Raw genomic sequence first — 14019 nt, 5'->3', positions numbered from 1 at the left:
AAAGCCCGCCAAAAAGGCGAGCCATTTCCTAGTCAAGTTAAGGCTATCCGTTAACTAGAGCTTACTTCGCTTGGACGCGACACAGATGATTCTAGGTCTTGTGTTTCATGGCCATTTTCGGTGGCATCGACTATGGTGAGCACAGCGGCATCACCCACGACATTACAAGAGGTCAGTACCATGTCGATCAGTCTGTCCAGGGCCGCAACGATCACGAAAGCTTCAACGGGTAAGCCCATCTGGTGGATCAATACACCTATCATCACCATGCCACCGCCTGGCACACCACCAGCCCCCACAGAGAGCAGGAAGATACTAAACAGCAGTGCAGGCAGTTGTTCCATAGCAATCGGCGCGCCGAAAGAGTTTGCCACGAAGAAGATAGCGATGGTGATATAGATAGACACACCGCCCATGTTCATGGTTGCGCCCAGCGGAACACCGAAACCGGCCACGGCGCGCTTAACCCCAAGCTTCTCAGTCAGAGTACGCATGGTTACAGGAATGGTGGCATTAGAGCTTGCGGTCGACAAAGAGAAGAGAATCTGCTCTTGTGTCTTAGCTCTGAACGCCTTGGCCGACACAGGAGTAAATAGACTCACCGCCCAAGGATAGACCACAAAGATCCACAGCAATAACAAGCTTAAGATCACCACCAGATACTCTATCACGCTCACGAAGAGACTGGCTTCTAAGGTTGCACCCAGCTTGAACATCAGGGCAAACACACCAAATGGCGCCAACTGCATCACCAGGCTGATGAGCTTCATCATCAACTTATTGCCTTCAGTAAAGCCCTGCTTTAACAGTGGCACGGCGCTGCCCATCGACTTAATCACGCCCCCCACCAACAGCGCCATAAAGATCACCTGTAGCATATTGCCCGAGGTGAACGCAGCCACCGGGTTGCTAGGCACTATGTTAACAATTAGCTGCATCAGGTTAGGCAGCTCAGTGGCGGTGATCTCTGCGCCGCTGCCACCTGTCATATCGACCCCAAGCCCAGGGTTAAGCAGCAATGCCACAGCCAAAGCGGCGAAGATGGCCACTAGCGTATTAATAATATAGAAACCGAACGTCTTACCGCCGAGACGACCAAAGCTCTTAAGGTCGTCGAGCTCCAGCACGCCACAGACGATACTGACGAAGACAAGAGGCACCACCATCATCATGATCATATTGACGAACATGGTGCCTACGCCTGAAGCGACCTCGACCAAAGTGCCGGAGAAGAAGCCCACATCGGCTAAAAAATACTGAATAATGCTACCCAAGATCAGGCCAGAAAACAGCCCGATAAAGATGCGTGTTGAAAGTGATTTTGTCATCTGCTTGCCTTGTTATGTGCGCATCTATCGTGCGCTTTACACTCTCCATCTATACGTGGAGATGAGAATGAAAGCCTTAGCTTTCCCGTTACTGGTCAGTGATAGTGGATCATGCTACCCATAAATTCAATCATAATCTGGGTACGTTAAATTGATCAGACCAGCAAACAATCAACCACAGACATAATAATGCAATGATTTTTAATACAAAAAATCACACCAACCAGATAGGTGCGGTGAATAAACTTTTACTTTCAGCACAAATAAACAACAAAATAGCCACAAAGGCATCACCAACAAGCAGTGAAAGTCTCTACAGGCTGCAGACAGGGAAGATGTAAAAGTCGCAAATAAATAAAAAAAAGCACAGAAAACCATTCAAGTCGGCATAGCAGTGAGTTGCACTAGTGAGGAAACAATAAACAGGAGATAGAAAAGAGAAGAACAAAATAGCAAAGTCGTCAAATCAATAGTTATTAACCTAATGATTTAACGACTTTAAAATCAGAAAATCCAATAAAGTTCGCCTTTAAGCCAACCAGAGCTCCACATCGCGAATAATAAAATTACCACTGTAGAGTGCGTGAGGCTCGCCAATCGGCTCAAGCTCAAAATAGCGTCTGTGTTCCTCGGGCAAGCCCTCGTAACCACAGATCACTTGATACAACCAGCTCTCGGTATCCCAGTCGAGTCCTTGCGCTTGGTGATAATCGAGTGCCGACTGTCTTAGTCCCGAATCGATCACAGCGCAGAAATACTCATCCACCGCCAGTTTGAGCGGATTATCGGGAATATCAAAGTCTTCCGCCTCCACCAAGGCGAAGGGCATATCATGTTCGCGCACCAGAGGATCGCGACCAGCACGGCTAATACTTTTAATCTGCGACACTAAACTAAGCAGTTCAGCTTCTTGGCTGGTATTGGCGACATCCACTGCAGCCGGTGCCAGAATCGCCTCGGCGCGGTTAAACAGAGTTGGCAACTGCTTATGACTCACATGATCCGCCACCTCATAATCTGGATGCATATCCGTATAGAGCAGCCAACCTTTAAGCAGGCGGGTACGCCCCTGGATCTGACGGAAACGTCCCAGCAGCTCCAATAAACGCCCCTGCACGACACTCAGCTCCTGAGTACAGTCGCTCAACGTCTCCTGCAAGCGGGTCACCAGTAGTTTACGCAGCTCACGGATATCCCCAGCGAGCTCACCCAACTCGCTAAACTGGAACATCTCCAGACCATTAAGCAGTTCGGTCACCTGGCTCTGGGCCAGTTCGTTTTCACGTATCTTGGCGTTGATCGTGCCCACATAGCCGAACTCGTTGTTGATCCGACTCCAGAGCACACGAATCGAGTACTTCAGCCCTTCGGTAAAGCTGTAGACCTGCTCGCTAAGATCCGCCAAATAAGCCTCGCTGGCACTGTAATCGGCCGCCTGACGAGCCTCCTTGTAGTGGTCAGCTAGGGTCTTGATGGTAGCGAGAGAGGAGCCAACATTGGCATCGATCTGACGATTACGCTCATCGCTCAGCACCTCTTCCAGCAGGGCACGCACCGAACGCTTCAGCCTCAGCCCCTGTTCGCCCTCGGGCTGCCACAAGATATCCGCCTTACGCAGCTTGTCGACGGCGCTTGCGCGCTCCCCCTCTTCGGTCACTGAACCGGACAGGTAGACATCCATGATGAGATCCGCATGGCGTCCCAGCTGCTTAAGTAGCGTGACCCCCGCCTGATGTAAGTTGCTACTCATATCAGATCAAGTCCCTCTGGGTTGCGGTTTCCGCCTGGGCCTCCAGGCTGAGTCCTTCGGTTTCATCGATGAAACGGATCACCTCATAGAGGTAATCCAACTTGCCGGTGGCGATATAGATCTGCTTTTCCTGGTTGGGACGCAGCAGATATCCCAGCTCCACCAGACGTTTAAACACCAGCTTGATCTGTGCATCCACCTGGGTAGAACTGGAGCCAAACAGGCGATAGTGGCTGATCTTAGCCAGCTGCTCGCGAAACGCCGGAGTATCTTCGATACGGGTCTGTAACTCGTTGAGACGCACCGCCGCTCCTTCAGACAGTGGCGCGTCCTGGCCGCTGGCCTCTTGTACCAGTACTAACCATTCCACCAATGGGATCAGCGCATGGCAGATATCGCGAAACTGACTGGAGATCACTTTACGCTCATCGTCACCCAATTGCAGGTAACCGCAGAAGAACACCTCGCCCTCTCCGGCCGAGGCCAGGGTGCGATTAATCTGATTCAGGTATTGCTCGACGTTATCACGAGTGGCTTGCGACTTGAGTGCGCGCCAGGCCTCTTCATTGCTGGTACGGCAGATAAACTCGCCACGCAGCAAGGCTTCAATCAAGGCGCCCTGGCCCACTAATACGGTTTGTGTGCTACTGCTCATTTACACAGCCTCCTTGGCAAAACGCTGGCTCAGCTTATCGGCTATGGGGTTAACTTGCGGCTTAACCACTTGTAATTTCTTAGTTTGCTTATTGATGATGTAGCGGTTAGCAAACAGGTTAAGCACCTCTGACTCAGGGTTAGGGAAAGCGCCCAACACAGAGATGTTATTGTTCTCACAGGCATCGAAGATCTTCTTCACGTTACCGTGGTGCAGTGTGCCCAGCTCGTCGATCGGCCAGTGAATGGTCACATCGGCGCGGCCACGCAGCAGGCGGGTAAAGGCCAGCAGGAACTTACACAGGATCAGATAAGCCATACCATGGCTCGAGGATTCGTTAAGCTGACGGTCGGTGCGGATCACCAGATCGCTGTTGCCCTCTTTCAGGCGTAGCTCTATCTCTAACAGCTTGGCGATACCGCCGGTTAGGGCGGCGCGGCCGATGATATCCAACGCGCGGCGCATACTGCTGGTGTAGTGCTCATCAGGCAAGTCGGCAAAGCCCTCGGCTTTCCACTGTTTAAACGCCTTAACGAACTCCTCCAACTCTGGCCAGAACTCTAGCTCACTGATGCGCGAGCGGATACGCACCGCCGACTCGCTCACCCCGTCGAGGAACAGCTCTTCGCCCACCTCGCGGGTGATGCGGGCACTCTGCGAGGCAATGCGGCGATCGATATCCGCCAATACATCATAAAACGCGGTCAGATCGATACCAAAGTTACGCCCCTGCTCTCTCAGCCCCATGATCGCCTGAGGCACCATGACGTTGAGCAGCTGCTCAAGTTGCGGTACCAGCTTGCGATAATCCAACAGGCGAATGCCCTTGTCGTTGACAAAGCTTGACTCCTCGCGGGCGCGCTCCCAGGTCTCTGACAAACTAGAGCCCGACTTGCTGGCGATCACCGAATCGAAATGCTCAATATACTGCTTTACCGAGCCCATTAGCTGATCCCGGCGCAGCAGCAGTTCTTCACCCTGACGCAATCGCTCGGTAAGGCCACCTTGCATTTCGTCCTGACTCGAGGGCAGTTTCAGCTCGGCCAGTTTGCGCATCACGGCGCGCAGCTTGGTCAAGTTCTCCGAGGCCTCTACCTGAATCGAATCAGACTGCTTGCGCTCGCTATCATATTGCTGGCGCTGATGTTTTACCTCGTTGGCCTTAGTGGTGAGCTGTTGACTCAACTCGGTCACCGCCATCTTCACCTTGCTCAGTTCGGTCTGCAGCTTAGGCTTACGGGCAAGCCAGGTATGTTGATACCAGTCATCGAAACGCAGTACCTCACTGCGTCGCTGCTCCGCCTTGCCGATATTGCTTTCAAGCGTGCGGATCTCCTGCTTCAACTTCAAGATCTTATCTTCATCGACGCCGCGGGATTTCAGCTCATCCTTATACCACTGCTCGCAGGCCTTCTGCTCCGCCTTGGCCGCCTGGCGTCGCTCACTAATATTCTGTTTTACCTGTGACAGCTGGGCATCCAAGGCGCCAACCACTTCCTGCCAGTAGGCCTTCTTCTCCATGCGCGCCTCGAGCGCCTGCTCGTTTTGCTCCTCGAGCCACTCCTGATGCTGAGCCTTAAGCTGTTTCATCTCACTGTCGAGACGGGCGAGACGCTTCTGGGAATCAGCCTTACGCGCGGTTAGCGCCTGATTAATTTTCTCCTGCTCAGCGCGCTTCTCGTCGAACAGGCGGCGCAGATCGTCGCGGCTGTTTTTATAAGCCGTCTTAGCAAAGGTGAGTTCGCGGTTGAGTTTATCCAGCTCAGCATTGATGGCCACTAAGGCTTCTTCAGCCTCTGTCTGTAGCTGTTTGGCGCTCGCCAGTGCCTCCTCGGCCTCGCTGTAACGTCCTCTGAGTTCCTGCTCCGAGGCCGCATATTCTGGAGTCGCCAACGCCTTGAGATCCAACTCGACACCGCAGAAGCTATCACCATCTGCCGATTTGGCCGGATGCAGGTCACTGCGATGTAGTAGTTCTGGGTTAATCAGCTTGCCTATGCTCTCTTCCCAGCCCTGTACTTCCTTACGTAGATACTCAAGCAGAGTATGGGATTGAGGGAAAAGCACCTGATGCAGTTCATCCAGCGCCCCCTGGCGCTCAATCACACGAACGCCTGCCTGTCTCAGGCTCTCATTGGCCTGATCCCGCTTGGCTCTGAGCTTACGCTCCTCAGCCGTGAGGCGATCTACCATGGCGTTGCAGGCTTCTTGCTCCTCGTCGGCGCGGGAGATACGCTCGTCAAACACCGCTAGGGCCAGCTTCTCTTCCTCGCTGTAGGTGACACTGTTAACCTGCATCTGCAACTCGGCCGCCGTCAACTTGAGCTGGTATTCCTGCTCATTGTGCTTGGCACGGCCCGCGTCCATCTGCTCTCGCCAGCGTTGCTCTAGGGCTGCCAGCTCCTCGCGGCCGGCCTCCTGCTGCTTGTCTCTGGCTTCGCGATGCTTGTCCTGCTCCTTGTCGAGCTGTTCCAGCTCACGGTTGAGATTCTCGCCAATCTTGCTGCGACGGGCGTTGTAGGCCGCCTCAATATCCTGATGCTTCTCTGTCTGTAGCTTATGACGCTCGGTGAGATTCTCCAGGCTGGCGCGCCAGCTGGGTAGCTGCTCAAGATCCAGCTTGGCCTGCTCGATGTCGGCATCGAGAAAACCTGCATGCTGATCTTCGATAATATCCAGCTCATGCTCTATCTTAGCCACATCCCCCTTGGCGGCAGAGAGATCCAGGTTGAGCTCGTCGCGCAGCTCCTTCCACTCATCGTCGAGCTGACGCAACTTGTTACCCAGATCTTTTGAGCGCTGCTGATGGATCTCCTGACGCTCTATCTCCTGAGATTCATCCTTACCATAGCCACGTTTCAGGCCAGCCAGACGCTGCTCGGCGCTGAGTAGCTGATTGAACTCCTGCTCTAACTTGTCAAATTCAGGGCGGATCTGCTCGAAGCCCTGGATCAACTGACTTTCGCGAATCCAAGACTCGACGCGCTGTGGATTAAGCCGTGAGCTGGGCGGGTTAACCCCATCCTCCTCTAAGATGGCGGCAATCATCGACTTGATCGTCTCCATCTTGCCCTCTTTGGAGTGCACCGCCTTGGCCAACTTCTCTATGTGACGCAGCGTATGTTCATGCTGACACAGGGAGAATTGACGGGCGTAAGCCCTGAGCTCACTACGGTTGCTGCCAGTGCTGAGCAAAGTGCGATCGTTTTGAATGATGGCGCGATATTCGCGGGTGTTGAGCAGGTTGGTCACCGCCACACCAGCGCGTTTCATCTCACGGCCCAGCTCGGCCATGTTATGGCAAAGAATCGACTCCCCTTGCTGGGACTTTACATAATCAGCCAGTTCGAAGCCTTTACCGATAAAACGGTAGTTGACCCCTTTGCCATCACCGGCAGAGGCCAGCACCGCTTGGGTCAGCAGGCCGTCGTCACGCTTGTACTCATAGATGATGTAACTGGAGTCATGGGGCAGGTACCAACGCTCGAAGCTGTCACGGGTCGAGGGCACCACTCGGCTGGGATATTCACCATAAAACACGGGCACCAGACGCTGCAGCGTGGTCTTGCCCGAGGCATTGGTGCCACAAATATTAGTGTGTCCATCGAGGGCGAGTTCCACAACGCCAGGGAGGTGCGTATTGATCAGCACGATTCGATTTAAGCTTGGCATCTCTTTCCTTATCCAAACGAGCTTGTCGGCCGCCCCGAGGGGCAAGCAGCAAAGGGGAATAGCAAAACAATCCCACTAAAGTAAAACAAAGCCAGTGTCTTGGCAATCTGGCCCAGGGCTTGGATGGGATAGTCGTTTAAAAAGCGTGCGTCACAGCCGATTTCAGGTGATTTTCAAGGCAATGGCAAGCCTGCAGAACAAAGAGCTAGAGCAAAAGGTGTGAAGTTAAGATATCAAACTAAGTAGCGCAGCGTGGCTGCTAAAGAGTAGCAATAGGGCCGACTCGCGCCGACCCCAAGATGTTAGTTGCCTTGCTGGTAACTCACACGGCGCGCCTCGTAGCGGGCCACCATCTCATCCATGCTCTCGGCTTCAAGTGGACGCAGACCGCTAAGTACGAGTGTCTTCTCTCCTGTGCCCACTAAGGTCTCGCCGCAGTGCAGCTCAAACTTCAGAGTCACATCCCCGCGCTTACCCTCGATAGCCAGCTTCTGCTCGACCAGGGACAGCTCGATATGTTTAAAATCCAGACTCGCCAGGTCGAACGACATGCTTTCATAGATCACTAAGGGACGCGCAGGGTTGATCATCACACCATGCTGCCTCATCAGCGGCACCAACACATGGGTGAAGTTTAAGCCAGAGAAAGCCACATAGCTGCGAATAAAAGACTCTGTCTGCACCTCACACAAGGTGCTATCACCGCTGCGCTCGACGCTGAGGTATTGCTTATCCTTATCATCCAAAATGGCAAAGGCATCGCTTACGTTATCGGGAAAGACCAGATTAACCCCATTGCCTACCATGCCCTCGAAACGAAACTGCATCTTCTGGCTAAGTCCATACTGACCAAGTACTAAGGCAAACAGCAGATCTCCGGGGACGCAAAATTTCTTGGCATCGACATCATGGATAGGGTTGAAGTCTTGCGCCACACCTTTAGCGAACTCGCTCGCTTGCTGTGCTGAGACGGAAACAACTTGCTGATCTTTTTTAAAATAAGGACTTAGAAACATAATGGCTCGATAGCGATAGGGGGATAGTTAATATTTAAGAGGCACAGTCTATAGCAAAACCCACCAAATAGTTCTCCGATGACTTAAAGATACAAAATTTAACAAACGTAAACGTCTAACCATTTAAGTTAAAATTAAGGACTCAACACTAACATCTCCACGCAAAGGATAATCATTCGCATTTTCATTGGAGATTGTATGTTACGCCCGCTTAATACCTCGCTTAGTCTTATTAGCTTGAGTCTGCTATCAGTCCTTGCCACCCCCAGCTATGCCCAAGCCGGTGATGAAACGGCTAAACCACTGGAACAATTAACCATCTTCGGCCAGCGCAATCCGCTTAATACCGTCCCGGGTAGTGCTCACCAAATCACCCAAGCCGAACTCGATACCTTTAAATACAGTGACATTATGCGCACTCTCGCCTCGGTGCCCGGTGTCTATGTTCAGGAGGAAGATGGTTTCGGTTTGCGGCCAAATCTTGGCATGCGCGGAACAGGCCAAAACCGCTCCGAAAAAATCACCATAATGGAAGATGGTGTACTGGCAGCGCCCGCTCCTTATGCTTCTCCTGCAGCCTACTACTTTCCTACGTCAGGCAGGATGCAATCTATCGAAGTGCTTAAGGGCAGCTCTACGGTCAAATATGGCCCACGCACCACGGGCGGCGTGCTCAACCTCATCTCACGTCAGATCCCTGAGCAAGACCTCGCGGGTCAAGTGGATATAGCTGCTGGTCAACATGGATTTGGCAAGCTACATGCTTTCGCCGGCGGACAGGGTGAGCGCATCGGCGCAGTGGCCGAGCTTTATCGCTACCAGGCCGATGGTTTTCGCGACATTAACGGCGTCGATGGCAACACTGGATTCACTAAAAACGACGCTTTAGCCAAGGTGAGTATTCGTAGTGACAAGGCTAGCCAATACCAGCAAACCCTCGAATTGAAACTTAAGTATTCCGACGAGATCTCCAACGAAACCTATATGGGCCTTACCGACGCCGACTTTGCCGCCAATCCCTACCAAAGATATTCTTCGTCTCAGAAAGACAAGATGACCACAGAGCACAAACAGCTGCAACTTAATCATCTTATCGATCTCAACGACAGCTTGTCGCTAGGCACCATAGTTTATTACAACGAGTTTGCCCGTAACTGGTACAAAACCAGTAAAGTGAACGGACAGAGCATCAGCGGCGACGGCACGCAAATAGCTGCTGACTTCGATAGCGATCCCACCAGTGGCGATCTTAGCGTCGATGTTAAAGCCAATAATCGTCAATATCTGTCTCAAGGTATTCAAAGTGAGCTCAACTGGTTACTGGATAATCACGAAATCGCCATCGGGGCCCGCTACCATGAAGATGAGATGGACAGGTTTCAGTGGGTAGATAAATACAACATGGGAGCAGATCAGGTCATGCGTTTGAGCAGCGCAGGGATCCCAGGTACCGACTCTAACCGTATCGATAGTGCCCAGGCTATTGCCCTCTATGTTCAGGATAAAATTCAGATCGGCCAGTTCAATATCACCGCAGGCCTACGTTATGAAGATGTCGACACTCGTCGCCTCGACTGGGGGAAGAGTAATGTCGGCAGAGACGGCGAAGCCGATAAAGATGTTCTCAACAGCTTCTCGGCACTGCTTCCGTCACTCTCGGCCAGTTATCAGCTTGATGACAACTGGTTACTGCTGGCCGGCGTGCAGAAAGGTTTCTCCCCTGCCGCACCTGGTAACAGTGATCGTCAGGAAGAGTTAAGTTGGAACTATGAGGCAGGTGCGCGCTTCAACAGTGGTAGCCTTAATGCTGAAGCCATCGTCTTTTACAGTGATTACAGTAACATGCATGGTAACTGCACCGCTGCACAAGGCTGTGATGATGACAATATTGGCAACCAATACAATGGCGGCGAAGTGGAAGTCAGTGGTCTCGAACTCAGTTTAGATCACACCTTTAATCACGACGGCGATATCAGCTTTCCAGTTAAGCTCGCTTACACCTACACACAGGCCGAATTCGCCAAAAGCTTTACCTCAGATTTTGACCCTTGGGGAGAAGTAGAGGCTGGCTATAAATTGCCTTACTTGCCAGAAAATCAACTATTTGCATCGGCAGCAATGGCCGGTGACAACTGGCAGATCACTCTAGCGGCACGCTATACCGATGACATTCGTACCCAAGCAGGTCAAGGGGCGATCGCCACAGAGCAGCTGATCGAAGCCAAAACCATTGTCGACCTCTCAGGACGCTACCATCTAGGTGAGGCTCATGAGGTTTATCTCAGCGCAGAAAATCTGTTCGACACCAGCTATGTCACTACGAAGATCCATGGTTCAAATTTTGCTGGTAAACCATTATCCGTCACCCTAGGTTATCGCTACCAATTCTAAGGCTACCGCCCCTTGGACTCCCAAGGGGCAATTTTCAATCAGTGAATCACAATTAGAGGTGATGACTCTGCCCTCAAATGGATAAGACAGTTAACAACAGGCCTGCTACACACTTATTGCACAACCAAGCATTAACCTTTATTACAGAAAAACTGCAAGGCTAAATGCAATGCAAACATGTGTTAATAAAGTGATTTATTTCTAGTACCCCAAGCTGCACATCACCACAGCGCTTTACGCTTTCTTTACAAATGTTGATCTCAATCAAAAAACTTAATGATAATTGTTTGCATTACGATATCCAATTGATAGAATCGCCAGCAACTTAATAACCCTGATACAACAACTGGGATGAGAAATGATGAAGAAAACGCTAATTGCCGCCGCGCTAGTCAGCGCATTTGCTAGCCAAGCCGCTATTGCCTCTGATGAAACTCAGGAACTGCGTAAAGTGATCGAGCAGCAGCAGAAAGTACTGCAAGATCTTGAGAAGCGTCTTGAGCAAACTGAGCAACGTGTAGAAAAAACCGCTGATGCCGTTGAAGAAACCAGCTCAGCCAAGAGTGCGACCACTATCGGTGGTTATGGTGAACTTCATTACAACAACATCACAGACAACAAATCAGGTAAAGACAAAAAAGATATCGATTTCCATCGTTTCGTGCTGTTCTTTGGCCATGAGTTCACAGAAAACACACGTTTCTTCTCTGAGCTAGAAATTGAGCATGCACTTTCTGGTGATGACAAGCCAGGCGAGGTTGAACTTGAACAAGCTTATGTAGAACATGACTTTAACGAGATGTTCACCGGTAAAGCTGGTTTGTTCCTAATGCCTGTAGGCATCATCAACGAAACTCACGAGCCACCAGCGTTCTACGGTGTTGAACGTAACCCTGTTGAGAAAAACATCTTGCCAGCGACTTGGTGGGAAGCGGGTATCAACCTCAACATCAAAGCAGCACCAGGCCTGGCCTTTGACGGTGCCATCACTTCAGGTCTGAAAGTTGATGATACTTATAACATCCGTGGTGGTCGTCAAAAAGTTGCTAAAGCTGACGCCTCGGATCTAGCCTATACCGCACGCATTAAATACACAGGCGTTGCAGGTTTAGAGCTAGCGGCTACGGCACAATATCAGTCTGATCTCACTCAAGGTAAAGCGGGTGTTGACACGGCTTCAGCGACTTTGTTAACCGCTCATGCTATCTACAGCATCGAAAACTTCACCGTTAAGGCACTGTATGCTCAGTGGGATATCGACGGTAAAGAAGCAGAAGCATTGGGTCGCGACGAGCAAAACGGTTGGTACATTGAGCCATCTTACCGCTTCAATGAAAGCATTGGCATCTTTGCTCGCTACAACGAGTATGACAACAATGCAGGTAACGGCGACGACACTAAGGTCGAGCAAACCAACGTAGGTATTAACTACTGGTTACACGAAAATGTAGTATTTAAGGCTGACTACGAAAAAGTTGGCGGCGCTAAAGATGCCGATGGTTTCAACCTAGGCGTTGGCTACCAATTCTAAGCTAGCTCTCCATAGCAGTGCTCCAAACGAGCACTGCCTATGGCTAAGACACTTTACGAGGTGTCTTAGCCATAGTGAATGGATTCATTATCACAGGCCTCATCCATTACCTTGCTACTGGATCAATCAATGAAATCTCTTTCTGTTAAGCTCATATTTGCCTCACTCTTCGCTGCCTTCTGCGTGCAGGCCGCCAGTGTCTATCAAAGCAACGAAGACTTTATTACCCAAGCCTTCGCCGCCCCTATGCCAAAGGCAAAGGTCTACTGGTTAGAAGATGATGATAAGCAAGTGATCGAAGATATCTTGGCCCATAAATTTAACAAGATGCGAGTACGTTACTGGCAGCAGGAAGGCGAAACCGTATGGATCCTCGAAGAGATAGGTAAGGAATCCCCCATCACGGTCGGCATACATATCAGAAACAAGGCGATCGCCCAAACCAAGGTGCTTGTCTATCGCGAGAGTCGAGGTGATGAGGTGCGTCACGAGTTTTTCACCGATCAATTTAAACAGGCTAAATTGACCGGCGATCACCAACTGGATCGCAATATCGATGGTATCACAGGCGCCACCCTGTCGGTGCGCGCACTCACCAAGCTATCACGTATCGCCCTCTATCTAGACGACAAGGTGACTCAATAGCACAGATGGCGATCTGCCCTGTTAGTGTTATATTATGGCCAGCGAGCAGGATACCCCTGCTCTTTTTGTATTCCTTGGGCCACCAGCCCGCATCCTTTTACCTGGATTGCTAACGTCCTAACATTGCCAAAATAAAGAAAGCCATAGATGACAAACAAACCTCGCCATCCCCACCGTAAACCTCTGTGGCAAAAGCTCGCCAAAGTGTTCAGACCCTGGCACAGACGTCTAGGCATTGCCAGTGCTATCCTGGTGGGCTTGGTCGCCGCGACTGGCATCTTGATCAACCACAGCAATGAACTCAAGCTAGATACGGCTCATGTTAATCAAGCCTGGTTACTGGATCATTATGGTATCAAGGCGCCTAACCAGATCATGGTCTTCGCTACAGAGCCCCTGCTCGCGGCGAGCGATAACCTGCTTTGGCTCAAGGATAAACCTGTATTGGAGGCTCAAGGACCGCTACTTGGCGCCCTTGCCTATGGCAATCACTATGTGGCCATCGATGACCAACATCTGTATCTGCTTGATCAAGCAGGTAACTTGCTCGAGCAGCAGAGCCGAGCCACAGGCCTACCCCAAGATCTAAGTGCACTGGCCCTTATTCCCCAAGGCGATAGCCAACAGCTTTGGCTGAACACGGCTTCCGGCAGTTACTTAAGTGACGCCGACCTCATCGACTGGCAAGCGGCAAAACCACTTGCCCCCTTAGACTGGCAAACGCCCCTCGCCGACGAAACGACCTCTGGCGTCAGCCAGCGCCTTTCGCTTGCCGCCCGCGCCATGCACCTCAATTGGGAACGTGTGTTACTAGACCTACACAGTGGCCGCATCATAGGCCTGCCCGGCACTCTGATGATGGACCTGGTCGCCCTCAGTTTAATCTTCATGGCCATCTCTGGTCTCTATCTTTGGCAGCAAGCAAGACCCAAGCAGCGCCGCCTGAAGTAAGATATATAACGCTGCTAAACAGCAATAAAAAAAGCTCACCTTAGGTGAGCTTTTTTATTGCTGTGATTAACCCGGGCGGC

The 14019-nt window shown here is 51.3% G+C and carries 9 protein-coding genes; 4 read left to right on the top strand and 5 right to left on the bottom strand.

The window, feature by feature from the left end; genetic code table 11:
- Positions 1-50 precede the first annotated feature (50 nt).
- From NY07_RS02915 to NY07_RS02895, 5 genes are all read right to left on the bottom strand, one after another.
- A complete protein-coding gene (locus NY07_RS02915; protein WP_033537860.1) occupies positions 51-1328 on the bottom strand; it encodes a dicarboxylate/amino acid:cation symporter in 1278 nt (425 codons plus the stop codon).
- 529 nt (positions 1329-1857) lie between these two features.
- The gene (locus NY07_RS02910) at positions 1858-3078 is read right to left on the bottom strand and encodes a hypothetical protein (RefSeq protein ID WP_033537859.1); all 1221 of its coding nucleotides are present in this window, start codon (positions 3076-3078) and stop codon (positions 1858-1860) included.
- Position 3079: 1 nt separating this feature from the next.
- The gene (locus NY07_RS02905; protein ID WP_033537858.1) at positions 3080-3733 is read right to left on the bottom strand and encodes a condensin complex protein MksE; all 654 of its coding nucleotides are present in this window, start codon (positions 3731-3733) and stop codon (positions 3080-3082) included.
- Positions 3734-7405, bottom strand: coding sequence for an ATP-binding protein (locus tag NY07_RS02900; RefSeq protein ID WP_033537857.1), 3672 nt, complete (start codon positions 7403-7405; stop codon positions 3734-3736).
- A 302-nt stretch (positions 7406-7707) separates the two neighbouring features.
- The gene (locus tag NY07_RS02895; RefSeq protein WP_033537856.1) at positions 7708-8421 is read right to left on the bottom strand and encodes a DUF3581 domain-containing protein; all 714 of its coding nucleotides are present in this window, start codon (positions 8419-8421) and stop codon (positions 7708-7710) included.
- A 198-nt stretch (positions 8422-8619) separates the two neighbouring features.
- Here NY07_RS02895 and NY07_RS02890 point away from each other — a divergent pair, with 198 nt between their 5' ends.
- The 4 genes from NY07_RS02890 to NY07_RS02875 all read left to right on the top strand — a co-directional run bounded on the left by NY07_RS02890 (position 8620) and on the right by NY07_RS02875 (position 13939).
- Entirely contained in the window at positions 8620-10812 is a 2193-nt protein-coding gene (locus NY07_RS02890; protein WP_033537855.1) for a TonB-dependent receptor family protein, read from the top strand.
- Positions 10813-11173: 361 nt separating this feature from the next.
- The gene (locus NY07_RS02885) at positions 11174-12343 is read left to right on the top strand and encodes a porin (RefSeq protein ID WP_033538005.1); all 1170 of its coding nucleotides are present in this window, start codon (positions 11174-11176) and stop codon (positions 12341-12343) included.
- Between the two features lie 129 nt (positions 12344-12472).
- A complete protein-coding gene (locus NY07_RS02880; protein WP_033537854.1) occupies positions 12473-12988 on the top strand; it encodes an FMN-binding protein in 516 nt (171 codons plus the stop codon).
- Positions 12989-13135: 147 nt separating this feature from the next.
- Positions 13136-13939 (top strand): PepSY domain-containing protein, encoded by an 804-nt coding sequence (locus NY07_RS02875; RefSeq protein ID WP_033537853.1) that lies wholly within the window; start codon positions 13136-13138, stop codon positions 13937-13939.
- Positions 13940-14019 lie beyond the last annotated feature (80 nt).

It is taken from the genome of Shewanella sp. ECSMB14101, from assembly GCF_000773485.1.
GTDB classification, from domain to species: Bacteria; Pseudomonadota; Gammaproteobacteria; order Enterobacterales; family Shewanellaceae; genus Shewanella; species Shewanella marisflavi.
The sequence above is the reverse complement of the archived record's forward strand: the minus strand, read 5'-3'. Positions and strand labels throughout refer to the sequence as shown.